General features: G+C 35.2%; 16 protein-coding genes. 5 read left to right on the top strand and 11 right to left on the bottom strand.

The annotated features are described in order from the left end of the window. Window positions 1-42: 42 nt before the first annotated feature. The 5 genes from ISU00_RS12655 to ISU00_RS12635 form a co-directional block, all read right to left on the bottom strand. The gene (locus ISU00_RS12655; RefSeq protein WP_228851033.1) at window positions 43-1,422 is read right to left on the bottom strand and encodes an MATE family efflux transporter; all 1,380 of its coding nucleotides are present in this window, start codon (window positions 1,420-1,422) and stop codon (window positions 43-45) included. A 321-nt stretch (window positions 1,423-1,743) separates the two neighbouring features. Next, window positions 1,744-2,700 (bottom strand): NAD(P)H-dependent flavin oxidoreductase, encoded by a 957-nt coding sequence (locus ISU00_RS12650; protein WP_228851032.1) that lies wholly within the window; start codon window positions 2,698-2,700, stop codon window positions 1,744-1,746. Further along, a complete protein-coding gene (locus tag ISU00_RS12645) occupies window positions 2,700-4,319 on the bottom strand; it encodes a S8 family serine peptidase (protein WP_228851031.1) in 1,620 nt (539 codons plus the stop codon). The genes ISU00_RS12650 and ISU00_RS12645 overlap by 1 nt, the downstream gene beginning before the upstream one ends. A gap of 27 nt (window positions 4,320-4,346) precedes the next feature. Next, on the bottom strand, window positions 4,347-5,534 hold the full coding sequence (mnmA, locus tag ISU00_RS12640) for a tRNA 2-thiouridine(34) synthase MnmA (RefSeq protein WP_228851030.1): 1,188 nt from the start codon (window positions 5,532-5,534) through the stop codon (window positions 4,347-4,349). 103 nt (window positions 5,535-5,637) lie between these two features. After that, on the bottom strand, window positions 5,638-6,348 hold the full coding sequence (locus ISU00_RS12635) for a toxin-antitoxin system YwqK family antitoxin (RefSeq protein ID WP_228851029.1): 711 nt from the start codon (window positions 6,346-6,348) through the stop codon (window positions 5,638-5,640). A gap of 54 nt (window positions 6,349-6,402) precedes the next feature. Between ISU00_RS12635 and ISU00_RS12630 the strand changes: the two genes are divergently transcribed. Further along, complete coding sequence (locus tag ISU00_RS12630; protein ID WP_228851028.1) at window positions 6,403-7,377, top strand: fasciclin domain-containing protein; 975 nt, start codon at window positions 6,403-6,405, stop codon at window positions 7,375-7,377. 54 nt (window positions 7,378-7,431) lie between these two features. Here the strand turns inward: ISU00_RS12630 and yidC are convergent, their stop codons facing one another. From yidC to bshC, 6 genes are all read right to left on the bottom strand, one after another. After that, complete coding sequence (gene yidC, locus ISU00_RS12625; RefSeq protein WP_228851027.1) at window positions 7,432-9,324, bottom strand: membrane protein insertase YidC; 1,893 nt, start codon at window positions 9,322-9,324, stop codon at window positions 7,432-7,434. A 62-nt stretch (window positions 9,325-9,386) separates the two neighbouring features. Then, complete coding sequence (locus ISU00_RS12620; RefSeq protein ID WP_228851026.1) at window positions 9,387-11,030, bottom strand: CTP synthase; 1,644 nt, start codon at window positions 11,028-11,030, stop codon at window positions 9,387-9,389. Between the two features lie 174 nt (window positions 11,031-11,204). Next, window positions 11,205-11,750, bottom strand: a complete 546-nt coding sequence (locus ISU00_RS12615; RefSeq protein ID WP_228851025.1) for a DUF922 domain-containing protein — start codon at window positions 11,748-11,750, stop codon at window positions 11,205-11,207. A gap of 30 nt (window positions 11,751-11,780) precedes the next feature. Then, entirely contained in the window at window positions 11,781-13,694 is a 1,914-nt protein-coding gene (locus ISU00_RS12610) for a LysM peptidoglycan-binding domain-containing protein (protein WP_228851024.1), read from the bottom strand. A gap of 89 nt (window positions 13,695-13,783) precedes the next feature. Further along, entirely contained in the window at window positions 13,784-15,316 is a 1,533-nt protein-coding gene (gene guaA, locus ISU00_RS12605) for a glutamine-hydrolyzing GMP synthase (RefSeq protein ID WP_228851023.1), read from the bottom strand. Window positions 15,317-15,369: 53 nt separating this feature from the next. Then, window positions 15,370-16,971 carry a bacillithiol biosynthesis cysteine-adding enzyme BshC gene (gene bshC / locus ISU00_RS12600; protein WP_228851022.1) on the bottom strand — a complete coding sequence of 534 codons (1,602 nt, stop codon included), beginning with the start codon at window positions 16,969-16,971 and terminating at the stop codon, window positions 15,370-15,372. A gap of 108 nt (window positions 16,972-17,079) precedes the next feature. On the opposite strand from bshC, the gene ISU00_RS12595 reads away from it, so the two are divergent. The 4 genes from ISU00_RS12595 (at window position 17,080) to ISU00_RS12580 (ending at window position 23,710) form a co-directional block, all read left to right on the top strand. Next, window positions 17,080-19,566, top strand: coding sequence for a M14 family metallopeptidase (locus ISU00_RS12595; protein WP_228851021.1), 2,487 nt, complete (start codon window positions 17,080-17,082; stop codon window positions 19,564-19,566). 90 nt (window positions 19,567-19,656) lie between these two features. Beyond that, window positions 19,657-20,928, top strand: coding sequence for a carboxypeptidase-like regulatory domain-containing protein (locus tag ISU00_RS12590; RefSeq protein ID WP_228851020.1), 1,272 nt, complete (start codon window positions 19,657-19,659; stop codon window positions 20,926-20,928). A 98-nt stretch (window positions 20,929-21,026) separates the two neighbouring features. Continuing rightward, complete coding sequence (locus ISU00_RS12585) at window positions 21,027-23,231, top strand: RelA/SpoT family protein (RefSeq protein ID WP_228851019.1); 2,205 nt, start codon at window positions 21,027-21,029, stop codon at window positions 23,229-23,231. Between the two features lie 26 nt (window positions 23,232-23,257). Beyond that, window positions 23,258-23,710, top strand: coding sequence for a Fur family transcriptional regulator (locus tag ISU00_RS12580; RefSeq protein ID WP_228851018.1), 453 nt, complete (start codon window positions 23,258-23,260; stop codon window positions 23,708-23,710). The last annotated feature ends 3 nt before the right edge of the window (window positions 23,711-23,713 follow it).

Here is a 23,713-nt window from a genome sequence, read left to right as displayed (position 1 = left end):
AGATAGATAATTAACATTGTCTGCTATGTCGAAAAACCTCATTTAGATAGATTGTTGGGTTTTCAGGTTATTGGACAATTTATTAAACCTAATGAATAATAAAATTGCTGCAGCGGTTAATCCGGCCAATAGACCCATCCAGATACCAAAACTCCCAAAACGGTCTTCTTTACCAAAATAGAAGCTTATAGGAAAACCTATTATCCAATAACTTATAAAGGTAATTATAGTTGGAATTTTTACATCTTGTAGACCTCTTAGCGCACCTAACCCTATAACCTGCAAACTATCACTTATTTGAAAAATAGCTGCAGCAATAAGTAGGTTAGATGCTATCGCTATTACCTCCATATTATCTGATTGATTCGCCACGTCTTTCATATCCAAATACAAATGCGGTAAAATATTATGCCCTAAATAGAAAATGAGAGCAAAAACAATTGCAAAAAGAAGACCCATAAGAAATAATGAAAAAGCAATTCGTCTCAACTCTGGATAATCCCTTAGTCCCTTTTGATTTCCAACCCTAACCATTGCAGCAACACTTAAACCTGTCGCAACCATAAAAGTCATACTTGAAAGGTTTAATGCAATTTGGTTGGCTGCTTGTGGATTTTTACCAAGCAAACCACTCAACCATATAGCCGCCGTAAAAATGGCAACTTCAAAGAACATCTGCATTGATGAGGGGGTGCCCAGATTTATCAATTTTTTGGTTATGCCCTTATCAAAATTAAAATGCCGAAGTTTTTCAACGTAGTATTTAGATTTTTGATATCTATCCAATAACAACCATAAATACATCACCATTATTATCCTCGAAATTAAAGTCCCTATACCAGCCCCTACGATTCCCATTTCTGGAAATCCAAATTTTCCAAAAATTAAAACATAATTTAAGATGATATTAATTACGTTGGCTAATAGAGTAGCAAACATAGGCGGCTTGGTTAAGGAAAGTCCATCACTAAACTGCTTGAATCCTTGGAAAATGACCAAAAATATCAATGAAACTGCAACAATATTTAAATATGGTATAGCTAATTGAACAACTTCCTTAGGTTGTTTCATTAAATGCATTAACGGCTTAGCAACCAAAACCATTGTACAGAGAAGTAACCCCAAAATAGTTGTGAGAACAAGTCCGTGTTTAAATAAATTCCTACCATAAGGTTTATTTCCGGCTGCATCAGACTCTGCAATTAGTGGTGTTATTGCGGTTGAAAACCCAATACCTATTGACATTGCTATAAACATAAAGGAATTACCCAAGGATACAGCTGCCAATTCGGCTGTTCCGAGTTGACCAACCATAATATTATCAACGAAACTAACAAAGGTGTGACCCAGCATCCCTAACATTACTGGGGAGGCAAGTCTCCAATTGTATTTGAATTCTTTAGTATATTGTGTTAAGACCAACCTTGACTTTAATTAAGAGAGGTGCAAAGGTAAGTTTTCTAGGCAAATATGAAATTGGCATATAGTTTCAATATAGAATGAACCAATTATTATGTCATTCAACTATATGTTAATAAGTTAGAACGAAGAAATAGTCTAAAAAAATAAGAAATTGATAAATTTGTGATAATCCTTGAGAATTCTATCTGATATCATCAGATTTCATGATAAAATGGGAACTTTTTAGCTATTTATTTTAGAGGGATTTAAAAATTAATTTGTTATTGAGTTTCAATTATAAAAGGGAGATTCGTCTCCCTTTTTATATATTTTGCGATCAAATTAAAATCTGAATTTTTCTCCGTTTAGGATACTTTTCCTCTCTTGCTGAAACTCATTTATAATCTCGTCGACAATAGCATTTATTGGTTGAATATCATTTATTAAACCAGCAATCTGGCCAATCTCAAGTTCACCATCTTCAAGATCGCCTTCGAACATACCTTTTTTGGCCCTTCCCCTGCCTAATAATGCCTTTAATTCCTCGGATGTTGGACTCGATTTATACAATTCCATAATTTCTTGATAGAATTTATTTTTTAAAAGTCTTACGGGAGCAAGTTCTTTTAAAGTGAGCTGAGTATCTCCTTCTTTCGCATCAACAACCAATTGTTTGAATTTTTGATGGGCTGAAGATTCCTCACTGGCTACAAATCGACTTCCAATTTGAACACCATCAGCTCCCAAAACCATTGCTGCTAGCATTCCTTTTCCATTGGCAATTCCGCCTGCCGCAATTAATGGTATTTCTATTTCCTGTTTAACCATAGGAATAAGCGTAAACGTCGTAGTTTCCTCCCTACCGTTATGTCCACCAGCCTCAAAACCTTCGGCAACGACAGCATCCACGCCAGCCTCTTGTGCCTTTAATGCAAATTTCACGCTACTTACCACATGAACAACCGTAATCCCTTTTTCTTTTAACCACTTTGTCCAAATCTTAGGATTTCCAGCAGAAGTAAATACTATTTTCACACCCTCTCCAACAATTATATCCATAATTTCCTGAATATCTGGATATAACATTGGTACATTCACTCCAAAAGGTTTAGAGGTAGCCTTTTTGCATTTTTGAATATGTTCACGTAAAACATTTGGATACATGGAACCTGCACCAATCAACCCAAGAACACCAGAATTACTAGCCGCAGACGCAAGTCGCCAACCACTATTCCAAACCATCCCTGCTTGAATTACAGGATATTGAATATCAAAAAGTGAGCAAATACGATTTCCCATCAATGTTTCACTATTTTAAAAGTGTTCTCACCAAAATCAGTTTTAACTTTCAAAAAGTATAATCCAACAGAAAAATTAGATAAATCAATTCTTACTTCAGAATCATCAACATTATATTTCATTATGGTTTCACCTGTTATTGAAAACAGATCAATTGACGTTGTTGTGGAATTATGTAACCCAACTAGAGTAATAAAGTCTTGCGCAGGATTAGGAAAAACCCTTATTAAAGATTTGTCGAATACTTCTGTAGATAACAAATTAGAAAATGCTGTAAAGAAATTAGGAATGCCATATCCATATAGGAAATCAGGCGAATCGGCATTATCCCCACTCTCCCTTATTTTTTCTCTTATAAGATCTGGCGATAAGTTTGGAAAAGCTTGCATTAGACATGCTATTGCACCAGCTATTATTGGAGAACTAAAGGAAGTTCCATTACCACCGACTACATTTCCATTTTTATTAACAAGTGTGGCAATTCCTCCCTGAGCCATAACATCCGGTTTAATGGATGGTTGGTTGGACGAACCCACAGAACTAAAAGTAGTTCTTGTTCCATCTGCATTAACAGCCCCAATTGAAAAAACATTTTCTGCATCTGCAGGAGCAGTAATTGTTCCCGCAAGGTCATATCCTGAATTACCGGCGGAAATAACAACTAATATACCTTTTTCAGCGGCAATTGCAGCTCCACGAGTAACGAATGCAGTTTTACCGTCCATTTCACTTGGAGTATAATCGTACCTACTATCATCAAAGTCAAAATAACCTAAAGAAGAATTTATTACATCAACGCCTAAGCTATCTGCTCTTTCAGCTGCTTCAACCCAATAACTTTCTTCCACAGGTGTTTCTGTAATAACATCTTCTGTTATAAATAGATAATAAGATGCATCTGGAGCTGTGCCAACATAATTATTTTGAATATATGCTGCCATGGTACTTAATACAGCAATGCCATGACCATCAAGAGTACTATCATAATAATTTGTGGAACGGTTAACGAAATTATACCCTCCTAAGAGGTCATTATTATTCCTTAATCTTGAAAAGGCAGATAGGGTATTCACATTGGGAAACCCTGAATCGAGAACGGCAATTATTAAACCGGTTCCTGTAAAATCTAATTCGTGCAATTGGTCTAGAGCAATCATCTCAACTTGATTTGCAGCATAACCATAATCAAAAGTAATTTGGGTGTCTTCAACATCAAACTTATTTGTCGAGGATCCAACTCTATTACCAGAACTAATTTTATTCTTTGCGAATTCAATATGGTCAACATAGGATAAATTCAACAAATTGTTCACATTAGTCTCAGTCCCCCTTACATGTACAGCATTCATCCATTTAGATTTGGCCATAACTGCTATACCAGTTTGCAACTTTAAATTACTTATATACGCTTCATTAACTGGCACATCTCGTTCATCTATTGCAATACCAAATCGTTGCTTACGATCTATTGCCCTTTGGGTTAATATAGAACTCGGATTTGAAATAGAATTAACTACATCTGGTTTATCTGTAAAATAAACCCATGCCTCTTCTACAACCTGGGCATAGCCAAACTGGGAAAGCAAAAGTAGAAATGAAAAGATAATTAGGTTTTTCAACAATTAGATTTAGGATTTTATGGCAATTTAAGAAATTACTCCGGATCCTATTAACTCATCATCTTTATACCACGCAACAAATTGTCCGGGAGTAATTGCAGATTGCAATTCTTCAAACTCAACATATAAACCATGAAAAGTCTTATACAGGGTTGCAGCTTGTAGTGGTTGACGATAACGAATCCGTGCCATTACACCCATACTGGCACCCTCTGATAATTGAAGATCCTCACGAATCCAATGCTCTTCAGGACCCTTAACGTATAATGCTTTCCTATACAAACCAGGGTGATTTTTTCCTTGCCCTGTATAAATAGTATTCGTTTCAACATCTGTGTCGATTACAAATAAGGGTTCAGGTGTTCCTCCCACTGCTAGACCTTTGCGCTGTCCGATAGTAAAAAAATGCGCACCCTGATGTTCTCCCACTTTTATTCCATCAGTTAGATCGTAATCAATTTTAGAAGATAAATAGGCTAATTCCTTCTCTTTATCATTAAATGTTTTTTCAGATCCACTATACTTAACAGAATCATCTGGAATTTCAATAATAGAACCTTTAATAGGTTTCAACTTTTGTTGAAGAAAATCTGGAAGTCTAACTTTACCTATAAAACATAAACCCTGAGAATCTTTTTTTTCAGCGGTTACAAGATTTAATTTGGTGGCAATCTCTCTAACCTCTGGTTTGGTTAAATGGCCTATTGGAAAAAGAGATTTTGAAAGTTGTTCTTGAGACAATTGGCAAAGAAAATACGATTGATCTTTATTTCTATCTACACCAGAAAGCAATCTATAAACAGTACCATTTTCCTTTTGAGTCTTGTCATTTCGACAATAATGGCCAGTAGCAACATAGTCAGCCCCCAAATCCATGGCAATTTTAAGAAATACATCAAATTTAATTTCTCTATTACACAGCACATCCGGATTAGGAGTTCTTCCATTTTGGTACTCATTGAACATATAGTCCACGATACGCTCTTTATATGGGCCACTTAGGTCTATAGTCTGAAATGGTATACCAAGTTTTTCGGCCACCATCATTGCATCATGGCTATCCTCTAACCAAGGACACTCATCACTAATTGTAACGGAATCATCGTGCCAATTTTTCATGAATAGCCCAATAACTTCGTAACCCTCTTCCTTTAAAAGATAGGCTGCTACGCTTGAATCTACTCCTCCAGAAAGTCCTACTATTACCCGTTTCATTTTAATAAATAACTAAGAGCCACTAAATTTCGGCAAAATTACTAATAAAAAACAGCACCCTTTTTGGTTGCTGTTGGTTTATGTCGAAACTTTTTATTTGCCCTTACTGCTTAATGGGATTTTTGCTATAAACTGTAAAGTCCTTTTCATCTTTCAATTCGCCATTTTCATAATATTTCCAAACCCCTGTTTTTTGATTATTGCGATAATTACCTTCAGCCAAAAGTTCCTTTTGATCATTATAAAAGGCACTAGGACCGTGTAACAGACCATTTTTATATGTGAATTCCTTAATCAAAATCCCATTTTCAGCAAATACCTTGCTTTTACCCTCCAACTGCCCATTCTTATATAACGCAATTTCCGCAATTTTTCCATCAGGATAGAAAACCTTACGCTCCCCTTCTAATTTCCCTTCATTATCATATAATTCAGAGGTCATTATATTATTGTTGTCTTTATGGTAATAAACCCAAGCACCTATATAAAGTTTCCCCTTCATTTTTCCTTCGCTTATTTTTTTTCCATCGGAAGCCAAGAAAACTACATCAGCAATCCCTGTGCTTAAATCAAAATTCTTAGTGGCGGTTAAAACACTTTTGCCCGAAACTAACTTGTAAAATTTAAATTCCCCTGTTTCTTTTCCATGCTCAAATTGTCCTTCATAACGAACTTGGTCCGTATTTTCATAATTCTTTGTCCAAAAACCATGTCTCCTATTATTTTCATCTAATTGATTTTTAGATGTTTGAGAAAAAGAGGTTGTTAAAATACTGATAAATAAAGTACCTAAAAGAATATTTTGTTTAATCATTTTATAGATTTGTTAAACAGAAATAAATTGCTATAAACATTTAACCCAAAAATCATGAAAAAATTATTATTTACTTTCAAAATTTTCATATTAATTGTTGCGTCCTCCGCCATAACAGCCTGTAGCGATGATGACGATGGAGCTTCAAATGAATCTATGACTATTGTAGATGTAGCCTTGGATACTCCACAATTATCTACATTGGTCGCTGCTTTACAAGCTGCCGACGGAAACTTAGTCTCAGTGTTAAGTGGTAATGGTCCTTTTACGGTGTTAGCGCCAACAAATGATGCTTTCAATGCCTTTTTATCGGCGAATGGCTATGCAAGTCTAGATGACGTTCCTATTGAAGCATTAACCCAGATTTTATTGAATCATGTCATTTCTGGCACAGTTAGATCAGGTGATTTGGCTACTCTAGGAGCAGGATATACTACCACTTTATCTACTGCCTCTCCAGGCAATAATAATTTGAGTTTATACTTCAACACAAACGGAGGCGTTACTTTTAATGGTGGGTCTGACGTAATCACTGCTGATGTTATGGCTTCAAATGGAACCATTCATATAGTCGATGCCGTTATTGGATTGCCTAATGTGGTGACCTTCGCAACAGCCGATCCAAATTTTGCTGTATTGGTCGATGCCTTAACAAGAAGCGACCTTAATACTGATTTTGTATCTATTTTATCTAATCCTAATGCTGAGTTTACGGTTTTTGCTCCTATAAATACTGCTTTCACCGATTTACTAACAGAACTGGAATTGACTTCTTTATCAGATATTGATGAGCCTACTTTAAGATCGACTTTAACTTATCATGTAGTTGCTGATGCCAACGTACGATCTTCAAGTTTGACGGATAATATGACAGTAACAACATTAGGAGGTGATATCACCGCTGACGTTACTGGTGGAGCAACTCTAACTGATGCAAACGATCGAGTTAGCAATATAGTTGCTGTAGATGTACAAACTTCTAATGGAGTTATTCACGCCATTGACAAAGTAATACTGCCAGAATTATAATAATTTAAAAATTGCTATGAAAAAAAAAACACCCCAAATAGAGGGGTGTTTTTTTTATTTGCGTTTTTGATTTTTTTTCTGTTGCTCCGCTTGCTCCATCATTTCTTGCATTTTTCTTTGAAACTTATTTTGTTTCTTGGGCTTCTTCTTATTTTCTTGAATCTTATTATGGATTTTGTCTTCGTCAATAATATAATTTTTGATCACCAACATAATACCAATTGTAATTAAGTTGGAAACAAAATAATATAAACTAAGTCCAGAAGCATAATTGTTGAAGAAAAATAGCATCATGACTGGGGAAATGTATATCATAACCTTCATCATTTTGCCCATATCTGGCATACCTTCTTGTGTAGGTTGTGACGCCACTTGTTGACCAGTTGTCATCCGCATATAAAAGAAAATAGCTAAAGATGCCAATAATGGGAATAAACTAACATGATCCCCATAAAATGGTATATGGAATGGCAATTTTGCTATAGTATCATAAGATGATAAGTCATCTGCCCACAAGAAGCTTTTTTGCCTTAAATCGAAGGCTGAAGGAAAAAACTGAAACAAGGCATAAAATACAGGCAACTGCATTAATGCAGGCAAGCAACCGGCCATTGGATTTACACCGGCTTTCCCATATAGCGCCATTGTTTCTTGCTGTTTTTTCATGGCATTGTCCTTATATTTCTCATTAATCTCAGCAATTTCTGGCTTTATAACCTTCATTTTAGCCTGAGACAAATAAGATTTGTAGGTTACCGGAGACATTATTATTCTTACCAAAATCGTAAGTACAATTATTGCAATACCATAAGGCAAGAATGAACTTAGGAATCCAAATACGGGAATGAATATGTATCTGTTAATCCAACCAAAGATACCCCAACCAAGCGGTAAGATTTCATCAAGGTTACGGTCATAACTATTCAAGATTTTATAATCTGAAGGACCATAATACCAATCCATTTGTTTATTGAGTTCACCTGCCTGTAATTCTAATGGAAGTTTGGCCTTAAATCGTTTAGTGAACACAGTATCAATTTCTTCATCCTTAACCAGGTTTTCAGATTTCAAATAACCTGTTTTAAAAGGTGTCTCCGAAAGCAGAACAGAAGTGAAGAAATGTTGTTTATAAGCAACATAAGTTATATCTGACTCCGTGGTTTCTGTAACTTCACTTTGGCCCAAATAATCATCTTTACCATCTTCATATTCATATACTAATTCTGTATAACGATTTTCGTAAGAGATACTCCTTGCATGTCTATAGGTTGAAATACCCCAATTTAAATCGATTTCCTGACTACCATTGATGACGTTACTCAGACCTTGCGACCTAATTGAAAAGCCCATCATATAATTGTCTGGCTGTAGCTCATAGCGATATTCCAAGTATTGCTGCTCACTGGCTTTTAACCTCATGGTTACAATGGTATTGTCCCCGTTATTTGTAATCTCTGGTTGAAAATAAAGATTAGCCGTATTTAGTGTACGATTATCCGTTGTACCAAACGTTAGATTAAATTCTGCATTCCCATCTTTAATAATGTAAATTGGGATTGAATCATAATTGTGGTATTTCTTCAACATGACCTCAGACAAATACCCACCCTTATTGCTGAAGGTTAATTTCAACAAATCGGTTTCAACAACGGTTTGTTTATCATTTGCAGATGGCAAACTTGCTGAATATGCGAATGACCCTAACTGACCTTTAAGTTGTTCTAATTTTAGGGAGTCTGAAACAACATTCGTAGAATCTCGATAGTTTGCAACCTGAGAATTAGCTGAAGTATCCTGCTTTTCTTGCTCTACTTGTTCTTGTTTTTGCTTTTCTTGTTCTGCCAATTCTTCTGGAGTCGGCTGATTGCGGTATAACATATATACCAAAATTCCAAAAATCAGTATAAAACCAATAAAGGAATTTAAATCAAATTTCTTTTCTTCCATTTACACTAAATCAAATACAAATAAGTCTAAAGTATTGAATGGCTCTAGCAAAACTCTAACCATTATTTATTTTGTGCCATAGTGACACCCTTTTTGTTCTTTTGGTATTCTAGAGAAGCTTTAACAAAAGCCACAAATAATGGGTGTGGGTTGGCAACAGTACTTTTATATTCTGGGTGGTATTGTACGCCCACAAACCAAGGGTGATTATTTAATTCGACGATTTCCACAAGATCTGTATCCTCATTTAAACCTGTTGGTATTAAACCTTTTGCTTCAAATTCCTTTCTGTAGCTATTATTGAATTCATAGCGGTGTCTATGTCGTTCTTTTATCGTTTCAGAACCGTATAAATTAGCCACTTTACTTCCAGGTTTTAAAGTACACTCCCATGCACCAAGGCGCATGGTCCCACCCATATTAGTAATAGATTTTTGGGATTCCATTAAATCTATTACTGGGTAAGGAGTATCCTTATTCATTTCAGTAGAATTGGCATCTTTATATTGAAGTACATTTCTAGCAAATTCTATAACTGCCATCTGCATACCCAAACAAATTCCTAAAAATGGAATACCATTTTCTCGAACATAGCGAATTGCCATAATTTTACCCTCTATTCCTCGTTCGCCAAAACCGGGAGCAACCAAAATACCATCTAATCCCTTCAATTTATTCTTAACGTTGTTAGGAGTTAGAAATTCAGAATGAATGCTATGGACATTTACAGTAACTTCATTCTCTGCACCAGCATGTATAAAAGCTTCAAGGATAGATTTGTATGAATCTTGTAATTCAACATATTTACCAATAAGACCAATATTTACCTCTCCTTTTGGATTTTTATGTCGCTTCAAAAAATTATTCCATTGGGTAAGGTCTGGCTCAGAAACAGGCAATTTCAAACGTTCTAAAACTACCTTATCCAAACCTTGTTCCTGCATTAAATTTGGCACATCATAAATAGTGGACGCATCTATAGATTGAATTACCGCCTCCTCTTGCACGTTGCAGAACAGCGCCAACTTCCGTTTCAAATCTTCAGGCAGTTCATGTTCCGTCCTACATACCAATACATCTGCCTGCACCCCACTTTCCATAAGAGTTTTAACAGAATGTTGGGTTGGTTTTGTTTTTAATTCACCAGCTGCAGATAAAAAAGGAATTAATGTTAAATGAACAACAATGGCATTGTCACGACCCAAATCCCAACGTAGTTGCCTAACTGCCTCTATGTAGGGTAAAGATTCAATATCACCAACAGTACCTCCAATTTCAGTTATAACAATATCATAATCGCCAGATTTGCCTAAAATTTGGATACGTTCTTTAATTTCATCTGTAATATGAGGAATTACTTGAACCGTTTTTCCCAAAAACTCACCACGACGCTCCTTTTCAATAACACTTTGATAAATCCTGCCGGTAGTAACATTATTACTCTGACTGGTAGGCACGTTTAAAAAACGTTCGTAATGACCTAGATCTAAATCCGTTTCCGCACCATCATCCGTTACGTAGCACTCACCATGTTCATATGGATTAAGTGTGCCCGGATCAACATTAATATAAGGATCTAATTTTTGGATTGTCGTTCTATAACCTTGCGCCTGTAATAATTTTGCCAGAGAAGCTGCGATAATTCCTTTTCCTAAAGAAGAGGTAACACCGCCAGTTACAAAAACGTATTTCGTGGTATTGCTCATGTAGCGTTAATAAACGCCTGCAAATTTACGAATTAGAAATGAAAAACTTTCTCAGTTTCGTTATTAGTTTCACCATAAATTTTCGCTTTTAGCATATAAACCCACCAACCCAATTATTTTGAAGCATTGGTATAATTTTAGGAGAATAATTGAATTAATAAGTGGTTTGGGAAATTAATTTGGTGATGTGAATCGTTCCAATTCGTACAAACGCTCAGAGATAAAATTATTCCAATAAAGTTGCATTTCTCGATTGGTTGAATTTTTGGATTGTTTATCATACAACAATTGCATCTCCTGCATTTCCAGTTTACTCAATTGATGAAGGGCATCTAATTGATTTTTAACATCTTGACTTATTGGTAATTTAGATATTCGCTGTCTAAGCTTCCTCACATGAAGTTCAGTAATATCAAAGTGTAACTGCTCATGGGACAAGATATGATTTGTGGCTACATCTTTATTGTACCAAGAGTAATCTGGATAAAAATGCGCCTCAACTATTACATTGAAACCTGTAATCTTATTGTTATGGCGTTTAAGTGAATATGAAAATGTAATACCTGAAGAGGTCACGGCGGCAGCTTTCGATTGAACATCTTGCTCCCCCTGAAAATCTGCCCATGTTAGCTTTTGGGACGGCTTCCATGGAATTACTCTATCTTTATTAACAGAACATAAAAGAAATGTAAGGCCTAATATAATCCTGAAAAATAACATGGTGAGGTTCAGTTTTTATCCAAGGTATGATTATTCAACTTGCACAATGGCAAGATTATCATACTTAACGACATAAACCGATTCATTCGTATAACCTCCAAACATTTTTTTCGCGTAACGGAACTTGTTTTCAATATATTCCGTCTGAATACTCGAATCTGCGGTTTCGTATAAATTTTCACCTGAGGCAAGACGCAACAACAGATCCAAAGTTAAATCAAAACCACGTATAGCATACCTATTAGGTTCTATACCATAGATTTTTCGGTATTTGCTTATAAAACTATTTTCTTTAGAACCATCAAATGATCTGTTTACTGAAGGATAATGAAACTTTAAATTTGAAAGGTGAACATTGGATACATTCTCACCTTCAAAACCAGAATTTTTGTCAGTTGTTGTAAGAACTATTTCATGTTCATCGTCCACGAAACCATTTACAATACTAGTAACATTAGAAATAAACCCTTCATCAGAGGATTGTAAAAACACTAAATTCCTTCCATTTCTGAAAACATCAATTAGATTGTCTGCAGCTATGTAGAGCATTTCTTTCCCTTCCTTATTCCTTTTTGTTTTAATTTCCTTAGCCGCTGGAAAAGCCGAGAGCAGTTGGTTAGCTACTGACTGATTTGCCTCATCATGAATAATTACCACCTTAACTATCGAAGAATCTTTCTTAAAATAATTGATGATGGTTTGCTCCAACAATTCTTTGGAAGGAACTGTTTGAAACATATTGTCCCTTAAAGTTTTGGGCATAGTTAAGGGTGATATTGCAGGAACATTATCCTTACTTAGCTCATTAGCAACTCTTTGGAAATTGGCATCCATCATTGGCCCAATGACTGCATCATAATCATTAAAATTATTTCTTAATAATATGTCTGAAATTCCAGCAGAGCTATTTCTTGTATCGAAAACTTTTAAGTGGGTGGAAATGCCAAATTGCTTAGCTGAATCTAAAGCTATTAAAACACCCGTATGAAAATCTAAGGCAACACCTAACAATACATCATTTCTAATAGCAGATTTGGCCAAAGCAACCGAATCCGTATCAACACGATCTAATTTAAAAGGAAGCATCAACGCAATTTTCTTGGTTTCAAAGTTATTTAGACCATATTGCAATTTTGTAATTCTAACATCCTCCAAATCAGGGGTTGTTGTTACATCTTTAGGTAATTTTAAAATCATTCCTAATTTAAGTCCGTCTTCAAGCAATTCTGGATTTAAGGCTTCCAATTCTTCCTTTGTAACCCCAAATTTTCGCTCCAGTGCCATATAGCCTTCACTCTTCTGAACCGTATAATAATTATACTGTTCATTTACCATATTTTCTTCGTTAGTGGCAAGATTAGGAACTTTCAGTACATCTCCTGGTTGAAGGGTGTCATTCATTTGAGGATTTAATTCCTCAAGTTGTGGAATAGTAATACCGAATTTATAGGCAACTCGCCATTTACCTTCTCTTGGTTGAACCGTATAATTTTTAAAACCGGTATCCTCAAAAGGCACATCCGTAAGTACACGTTTAAAACGTGGGATTTTAATCTTATCTCCTTTTCGCAGATTATTTGAATATAGATATGAATTGTATTTTTTAATTTCATCAACTTCAACCCCATATTCTTTTGCAATACTATAAAGAGTTTCTTTGCGCTTTACTTTATGGGTGCGATAGCCTATAACCTCTTTTTGAATTTCAACTTCCTTCACCGGAGTATTTTGTTTCTCGGTAGGAATTAACAATATCATCGACTCAGACAATCCTTTTTTAGCATCAGGATTCAATAAATAGATATCGTAAGGTGTAACTCTATATTTTTTTGCAATGGATTCAATGTTTTCGCCTTTTTGAACTCTATGAGTAACATAATTTTGGGCAAATAAGGAGCTATGAATAAGACCTAGAAATAGGATTAAAAAGAAGATTTTTTTCATTGAATAATGGTTTATGAATCAATTTGGGGTTTAAGCATACTCAAATCTAATATCTAACGAGCTTATTATACCAATAGTATGCCAAAAAATTATTCCCATTCTATTGTTGCGGGTGGTTTTGAACTAATATCATAAACAACCCTGTTAACACCTTTAACTTTGTTTATAATGTCGTTAGATATTTTCTGAAGGAATTCATAGGGCAAGTTCACCCAATCTGCTGTCATACCATCAGTACTTTCAACCGCCCTAAGGGCAACACATTGCTCATAAGTTCGCTCATCACCCATAACCCCAACACTATTAACAGGCAGCAGAATTGCACCAGCCTGCCATACCTTATCGTATAAATCCCACTTGCGAAGGCCTTCAATGAAAATGGAATCTACTTCTTGAAGAATTCTTACCTTTTCAGCAGTAATATCCCCCAAAATACGGATGGCCAATCCAGGTCCAGGAAATGGATGTCTTCCCAAAATTGAAGTATGCATATGCATAGATGCGCCAACGCGCCTTACCTCATCCTTAAACAACAATTTCAATGGTTCCACGACTTTTAATTTCATAAAATCTGGTAACCCACCTACGTTATGATGGCTTTTAATTGTAGCGCTTGGTCCACCAGTGGCTGAAACACTTTCTATCACGTCTGGGTAAATAGTACCTTGAGCCAACCATTTAACATCCTCAATTAAATGGGCTTCATCATCAAATACCTCTATGAAGGTTCTACCTATAGCTTTGCGTTTATTTTCAGGATCTGATTCTCCTTCAAGGGCTTTTAGGAACCGAGTTGAAGCGTCAACACCCTTTACGTTCAATCCCATTCCTTTGTATTGCTCCAACACTGATTCAAATTCGTTTTTCCGGAGGAGCCCATTATTTACAAAAATGCAATATAAGTTTTGGCCAATTGCCTTGTGCAACAACATTGCGGCTACCGAAGAATCCACACCTCCACTGAGACCCAACACAACTTTATCATTTCCTAGCTGGTTCTGTAAATTTTCTACCGTTTCTTCAATAAAAGAATGTGGAGTCCAATCTTGATTTAAACCGGAAATATCAACCAAGAAATTTTTTAGCAATAAAGTACCGTCTACCGTATGATAGACTTCTGGGTGAAATTGAATACCATAAGTCTTTTCACCGTCAATTTTATAGGCAGCATTCGTTACATCTGTGGTGCTTGCCAATAATATCGCATTTTCTGGCAAATGCTTTATAGTATCACTATGGCTCATCCAAACCTGGGATCCATTTGGTATACCCTCAAGAAAGGGATCATCTTCAACATATGCTAAATTTGCCCTACCATATTCACGGGTATTAGAAGGTGCAACTTCACCTCCATTAAAATGGGCTAAATATTGCGCTCCATAACAAATTGCCAAAAGTGGCTTTTTTGTCTTTAATTCAGATAAATCTGGATGCGGGGCGTTGTCCGCGCGAACAGAAAATGGCGAACCAGAAAGAATTGTCGCTTTAAAACTTGCTAAGTCCTCTGGGAGCTTATTATATGGATGAATTTCACAGTAAATGTTGAGTTCACGAACGCGTCTAGCAATAAGTTGTGTGTATTGTGAACCGAAATCGAGAATGAGTACCTTATCGTGTTGCATGCGCAAAAATAAGGATTGATTTAAAAAATCGGATTTGGATTCCTGCTTTTTTGTTAAAATTCTATTATTAAAAATTCTTGGTGCAATGGATAGAGATTTTCAAGTAATTGATTTTTAAAATCATGTCCATATTCCTGATAAAATTCTGAAAAATTACTGACCCGCTCCTGAAGACTTCCATTAGGGAAAAGTTGGTTCTTCAAATCCATAGCTTTATCTAGTTTATCGGCAAGTTTTCGTTTTTGGGCTTTCAACAATCGTTTTTCTAGATGATCTAAACCATTTAGTTGTTTCTTTTCTTGTGCCGCAACAGCTCCGATAAATGATTTATCTGTTTGTTCAGCTAAATCATACAAAGTCTTAAATTGAGATTTCAAGTAGTTTTTTTGTTGGCTAAAATCGATATTAATTTTTGAATATTTCTTGGCTAATAAAGTCTTAAATTCAGATTGTGGCAGAAATAATTCATTTAATTTAATATCTAGCTTTTGAAGCTTGGATGACTGTTTTTCAGTAATTAACAACGCGGAATTTCTCAAAAGAAGAACTGGAAAAGGAACCTGTTGTGATTCAAACATTTCCTTAAGCTGCAACCAATATGCAAGTTCACCCCCACCTCCGATATAACACAGATTTGGTAAAATAACTTCTTGATATAAAGGTCTTAAGATAACATTCGGGCTAAATCTTTCTGGGTATTCTTCCATTTCAGATTTTAATTCTTTTTCTGTCCAAGACCAATCCGAATCTATTGCAGAGAATTTATTTTCAATCTGAACTATTCTATCCCTATAGTTTTCGCGTACATAAAAAAGATTTATCTCCCGTGGATTAACTTGAATCTTATACTCTTGTGATACTTCTTCAAGTTTTCTATTTGTATTGATAACATACCTTTCGGAAAAACCTGTTTCAATTTCATTTATCAAATTTGGAACAAACAGTTTTTTTAATCCTTTATCATCACCATCAACTATAACAAGGCCTTGCTCACCGAACAATTCATTTACTAAATAGCGCATAGCCTCTGTAAGGTTAGAGTGCTCTAAATAACTTTTTTCAAAAAGTTCTTTAAGCTTTTTGGAATTATTGTTTCCATTGAAATGTGCAGAAAAAACCTCAGCAACCTCTTTTAAACCGTCCAATGGTAAATGACCTACCGCACCACTGCTATCACGATTCCATTGAATAAGTTTTCCTTCAAAACGGAAATGGTTTATCTCAGCAAAGTCATGATCCTCCGTTGCCATCCAATAAACAGGTACAAAATTGTAACTGGGATATTCTTCCGAAAGTTTTTGGCAAAGATTAATGACACTGATAATTTTATACCAAAAGTAAAGTGGTCCGGTAAAAAGGCTTAATTGGTGCCCAGTTACAACAGTAAATGTTTTGCTGTCAGCAAGAAGATCAATATTGTTTTTAGTTAAAATAGAATTTTCAACGGTTTGATATTGATGTTTCAACCGATTTACTAGAATCTCTCTTTTTTCAGAGGAAAAATGTTGTTGTTTTTCTTCAAGTTGAAACTTAAAATTTTCAAGCGTTGGAAATCTATTAAAGAATTTTTGAAGGTTAGGATCGACCTCCAAATAATCACAAATGATATTAGAAAAATAATTTGTTTCCTTAAACGGTATTGAAGATTTAAGCATTTATGGAAGGTTAAAGCGCGTAAAGATAAAATTAAGGATTTTTTTAAGTCCTAATATTTAGTTAATTCAAAACAGCCATTATCTTTAACCGTAATTTAATCATGAAGCATGAAAAAACTATTTTCACTAGTAATATTTATAACATTTAATTTTTGTCTAGGTCAAAATATTTCCTCTCCATCTGAATTTTTGGGCTATGAATTGGGATCTGAATTTACACGTCACCATAGAGTAATTGACTATTTTAAAGAAATTAGTGAAACTCTACCGGGGCAAGTTGTTTTAAAACAATATGGTTCTACCTATGAAGGTCGACCACTCTATGTTGCCACCATAAGCTCCTCCAAAAATATTGGCAATTTAGAGCAGATTAGGAGGGCCCACATGGGAAATACTGGAATTATGGAGAATACCGGCAATGATTTCCCTATTGTTTGGCTTAGTTATAATGTGCATGGTAATGAGGCCAGTAGCACCGAAGCTTCAATGCTGACCTTATATAAATTATTAACTGAAAAAACAGATTGGCTAGAAAATGTTGTTGTAATAATTGACCCTTGCATAAATCCCGATGGAAGAGATCGATATGTAAATTGGTATAACCAAACGAGAAACCATCCATATTCGGCGAATCGAAATTCAAGTGAACATAGGGAACCATGGCCTGGCGGAAGACCCAACCATTATCTGTTCGATTTAAATAGGGATTGGGTTTGGGCAAGCCAGATTGAGACCCAAGCCCGCTTGAAGATATACAATGATTGGATGCCCCATATACACGTAGATTTTCATGAACAGTATATTAATGACCCTTATTATTTTGCACCTGCAGCAGAACCATTTCATGAAAACATTACCGATTGGCAGAGAGAATTTCAAACTATAATCGGTAAAAACCATGCAAAATATTTCGACCAAAACGGATGGTTGTACTTTACTCGAGAACGTTTTGATTTACTATATCCAAGCTATGGAGATACCTACCCAACATTTATGGGCGCCATTGGAATGACCTATGAGCAAGCAGGTCATGGTTTGGCAGGCCTTGGAATTAATAATGACGAAGGAATAGAATTGACGCTAAAGGACCGCTTATTACACCATACAGTTACAGGGTTATCCACCGTGGAAATGGCTGTATCTAATGCGCCTAAAATGTTATCTGAATTCAAACAGTTTTTTAACGAATCTGTAAACAATAATTTAAATTATGTATTACATGGAGATTCTGACAAAATTAATTCGCTAAAATCTTTACTGGATAAACACCGCATAAAATACCAAGCTACTTCTGCGTCAAAAATTTCAGGTTATAATCCCAGATTAAAACAAAATGCAACTTTGCAATTAAATGAAGGCGACTTGGTTGTATCAACTAATCAATCCAAAGGAAATATGGTTAAAATCTTATTTGAAAACCAAACCAAGTTGGTCGACTCCTTGACCTATGATATTACAGCATGGCCACTACCTTATGCCTATGGGTTGGATGTTATTACAACTACTAAATCAATTACGCCATCAAATGGCACCTCACAGTTTCAAGCTAATAAATTTGAATCTAAAGTTCCTGGATATGCAGCAAAATGGACCTCTATTGCTGACGCAAAATTCTTGGCTGATCTAATAAAAAACAAGATTCGAGTTAGATTCACCAATAATCCAATTGAAAATAACAGTAACCAATTTGATAGAGGAACGTTACTGATTTTGAGGGCTGATAACAATAATGAGATTTTTGATAATGAATTGGCAGAAATTGCCAATAAACATCAGCGTAATATAGTACCAATAAATAGTGGTTTTTCAAGTAAAGGACCAGATTTTGGATCAAGTGATATTCAATTGATCAATCCACCAAAAATTGCTGTTTTATCAGGTCAGTATACATCTTCTTTAAGTTTCGGTGAAATATGGCATTATTTTGAACAACAATTAAATTATCCAATTGCAACTCTAAATACGGATTATTTCAAACAAGTAAGTCTAGATGATTTCAATATATTGGTAATCCCAAATGGTTATTATGGTGGCTATTTTGACGATGCCACTCGCGAAAAATTGAAATCCTTTATTTCGAAAGGCGGAAAGGTAATTGCAATTGAAGGCGCGTTAAATATATTTGCCGACAAAGAAGGGTTTGAACTCAAGCAACACAAATCAGAAAATAAGAGAGACAGCCTAACAACTGCTAAGGATTTAATACCCTACAATCAACGAGAGAGAGAGTCTATCAAAGATTTAATTACTGGCGCTGTATTCAACCTAAATCTAGACAATACACACCCTTTAGCATTTGGTTATCCAAAAAATTATTACTCACTGAAGTTAGGCAATGAGGCCTATAATTTACTTGAAAAAGGGTATTCGGTTGGTTATTTGGGTGATAATCCAGTGAGCATTTCCGGATTTGCCGGGAACAACACATTAAAGAACCTTTCAAATAGCCTTGTATTTGGGGAAGAATCAATAGGCAATGGCAGTGTTATTTATCTTGCTGACAATGTACTGTTTAGAAGTTTTTGGGAAAATGGCAAATTATTTTTTGCCAATGCACTTTTCCTAGTAAATAATGGTTCTTACCAAGAATTATAGGAAATTTAGCACACCGACTTTTTGCTGAAAATTTCGTATCTTATGACTTACTTTAAAAAAGTGTGTCAAGATTAAATTGTTATGAAAGCCATGGATATTAAATCATTAAATTTCAATAAGTTAATAAAATTTAAAAATTTTATAATCTTAATTGTTTTTACATTTTTCATTTGCCAAAATTCTTTTGGACAAGGTTTTGTTGAAATTTCTGGTGAAGTTACCGATGCAAGTTCCGGGGAAGAATTGGTATTTGCGGATGTTACAGTTGAAAACACAAATATTAGAACTGTTACAAATGCGGAAGGAGCCTATTTAATTAAAATCCCAAATGAATTTACATCAAACAATATCGTATTTTCATTTCTTGGTTATCAAGAAAGAAAAATTAGTCTAGAAGAGCTACGACGGTTAGATGGAAAAGTAAAATTAAATATTCTTATTACTGAATTAAACGAAATAAGTTTAACCATACCAAAAGACGCCGAAGCCTTGGTAAGGGAATGCCTAAAACGTAAAGGGAATTACCTAGATCAAAATACCCTGATGACGGCTTTTTATAGGGAAACCATTAAGAAACGTCGTCAAAATGCATCACTGGCAGAAGCTGTGGTTGAGGTTTACAAAGAACCTTATGATACCTATAGAAATGATGATGTTAAATTAATAAAGTCTAGAAAGAGCACCAATTATTCAAAACTAGACACTATTGCCCTAAAACTTCAAGGAGGGCCTTTCAATACTATTTACTCAGATTTGGTTAAATATCCAGAATTTGTATTTAGTAAAGACTACATTGATGCATATAAATTCAAATTCCTACCGTCTACACAAATTAATGATCGCAGGGTTTTTGTGGTGGAATTTAATCAGAAACCGGAAATCCTTACGCCATTATACTATGGTAAATTATATATTGACGCACAAACCTATGCCTTAACAAGTGCTGTATATAATCTCAATGTGGAAGACCAGGAATTGGCGGCAAACCTATTCGTTCAGAAAAAACCAAGACGAGTAAGTGTATATCCTACTGAAGCCTCTTATAGGGTAGATTACAAAACCAAAGATGGCAAATGGTATTATGGTTATAGCAATATCCTGCTTACCTTTAAGGTGGACTGGAAAGGCAAATTGTTTAATAGTGTTTATACCCTTCAAAGTGAAATGGTCATAACTGATTGGGAAGAAAACCTAGGTCAAAAAATTGATCCGAAGGAAAAATTACGGCCTAGTGTAATTCTAACAGATGAAGCATCAGGGTTTGCAGATCCCGAGTTTTGGGGTGAATACAATATTATTGAACCTGAAAAATCTATAGAACAGGCAATTAGAAAAATAAATCGACAACTCCGCCGAGGATAATTTTTCCACGCCATTTTGAATTAACTTAAACAGGACTCGCAAAAATCTTGTTACATACTGCTATTGTCCATTAAATCCTTTATTGCTATTTTAGTTTTATGACGGATGTTGATATAGAAAAAGAAAATGCATCGATTGCTAAAGCCTACAAAGAGCTTCTTAAAGTCAGTTATCAAACTTTAAGTACTGAGGATAAAAAACTTATTCGTAAAGCTTTTGATGTAGCCGTTGATGCACATAAAGAACAGAGGAGGAAATCTGGTGAAGCCTATATATTTCATCCAATAGCTGTCGCCAAAATTGTGGCTTCAGAAATTGGCTTAGATGCAACTTCAATCGCAGCTGCATTGCTTCATGATGTCGTTGAGGACAACGAAAATTACACCATCCATGATATTGAGCGCATGTTTGGTGAAACTGTTGCAAGAATAGTTGATGGTCTTACAAAAATATCGGTATTGAGTACCGATATGGATATTTCACTTCAAGCAGAAAATTTCCGTAAAATGCTCCTTACCCTTCATGACGACGTTAGGGTAATTATAATTAAAATTGCCGACCGTCTCCACAACATGCAGACGATGGATTCAATGCCTGATGCCAAGCAAGAAAAAATAGCATCGGAAACATTATATATATACGCTCCTTTAGCTCATAGGATAGGACTTTATAACATAAAAACGGAGTTAGAAGATTTAGGCTTAAAATATACTGAGCCTGAAGTTTATAATGACATCCTTCTGAAAATACGGGAAAGCAAGGAAGAACAGGATGCTTACATAAAAGAATTCAATAGTATTATTAGAAATGCACTAAACACTGAGGGTCTAGAATATGAAATAAAAGGTAGGCCTAAATCAATTTTTTCCATACGAAGGAAGATGATGAAACAAGGCGTTTCTTTTGATGAGGTTTATGATAAGTTCGCCGTTAGAATTATTTATAAGGCAGATCCTTCTAATGAAAAGTTTTTAGCCTGGAAAATATATTCTATTGTTACCGACCACTTTACCCCTAACCCTACCCGACTCCGGGATTGGATTTCTTCACCAAAATCTACCGGATATGAAGCATTACATATCACAGTAATGGGCCCGAAAGGACGCTGGGTGGAAGTTCAGATTAGAAGTGAGCGTATGAATGAAATTGCAGAAAAAGGTTATGCAGCCCATTATAAATATAAACAAGGTGACAAGGAGGATGTATTAGATACATGGATCAATAAACTTCAGGAAGCCTTAGAAAATAATGAAACCAATCCCGTTGACTTTGTAGAACAATTCAAGCTTAATCTTTACTCTAAAGAAATCTACGTATTCTCACCAAAGGGAGATTTAAAATCTTTGCCAAAAGGGGCAACTGCATTAGATTTTGCATTTAGTATACACACAGAGGTGGGCATGCACACTCGTGGCGCTAAGGTAAATGGTAAATTGGTACCGCTTAGTCAAGAATTACAAAGTGGTGATCAGGTGGAAATTCTCACTTCAGAAAATGCCAAACCAAATACTAACTGGCTCGATTATGCTACTACCGCAAGGGCTCGAAGTAAAATTAAATCCTCTTTAAAACAAGAGAAAAAGTCAATAGCGGAAGATGGCAAAGAAATATTAAGGAGAAAATTAAAACAACTCAAATTAACTTTAGATGAAAAGATCGTCAATGAGATGGTCGTTTATTTTAAGCTTAAAACAAGTTTAGATTTATTCTTTCGAGTAGGAATAGGAACCATTGATAACTCAATGTTAAAAGAATATGTGGGCTCAAGGAGCAATGCCTTTATGAGCTACATTAAAAATAAAATCCGAAAACCACAAGTAGCACAAGATATCGATAAAGATGAGATTACTTCTAAATACGATATGTTGGTTTTTGGCAAGGAGGAGGAAAAGCTAGACTACAAATTGTCTGCATGTTGCAATCCTATCCCAGGAGATCCTGTATTTGGATTTCTTACAGTAAATGAAGGGATTAAGGTCCATAAAAAAAACTGCCCAAATGCCCTCAGTTTACAATCTAATTATGCCTATAGGATTTTAAAGGCTAAGTGGATAGATTCTTCACAACAAGAATATGCTGCAAAGATTTCTTTATCCGGTATTGATAACTTAGGTTTGGTGAATGAAATAACAAAAGTGATTTCCGATAATATGCACGTAAATATGAAAAGTTTAAGTTTTGAAAGTGATGATGGAATGTTTACCGGCCGGATTAACGTTGTTGTTAACAACAAAAATATGCTTCAAAAGCTTATTGATAACCTCAAAAAAATTAACGGAATAGACAAGGTAATCAGAGTTTAAAAATTCCGTAAATTTGCAGCCTTATTATGAGTGTCAGTACCAAACAGAGTAACCAGGAAATCGTTAAAAACGTTTTTACCAAATTTCTAGAAGAAAAGGGGCATAGAAAAACCCCAGAGCGTTATGCCATTCTTCAAGAAATTTATGAAAGTGAAGAGCATTTCGATATAGAATCTCTTTATGTGAAAATGAAAACCAAGAATTACAGGGTTAGCAGGGCCACCCTGTATAACACCATCGAAATTCTTTTAGAATGTGGCTTAGTCCGCAAACACCAATTTGGCCAAAATCAGGCTCATTACGAAAAATCTTATTTCGATCGACAGCATGACCATGTTATCCTTACAGATACTGGCGAGGTTATAGAGTTTTGCGATCCTAGGATTCAATCAATTAAGAAAACAATAGAAGAAGTTTTTGATATTAAAATCAATAAACACTCATTATATTTCTACGGCACTAAAAACAAATCTAACTAAGAC

The sequence above is a fragment of the Aegicerativicinus sediminis genome (genome assembly GCF_015476115.1).
GTDB lineage: Bacteria > Bacteroidota > Bacteroidia > Flavobacteriales > Flavobacteriaceae > Aegicerativicinus > Aegicerativicinus sediminis.
Note: the sequence above shows the minus strand (reverse complement) of the source record. Positions and strands in the feature narration are given on the sequence as shown.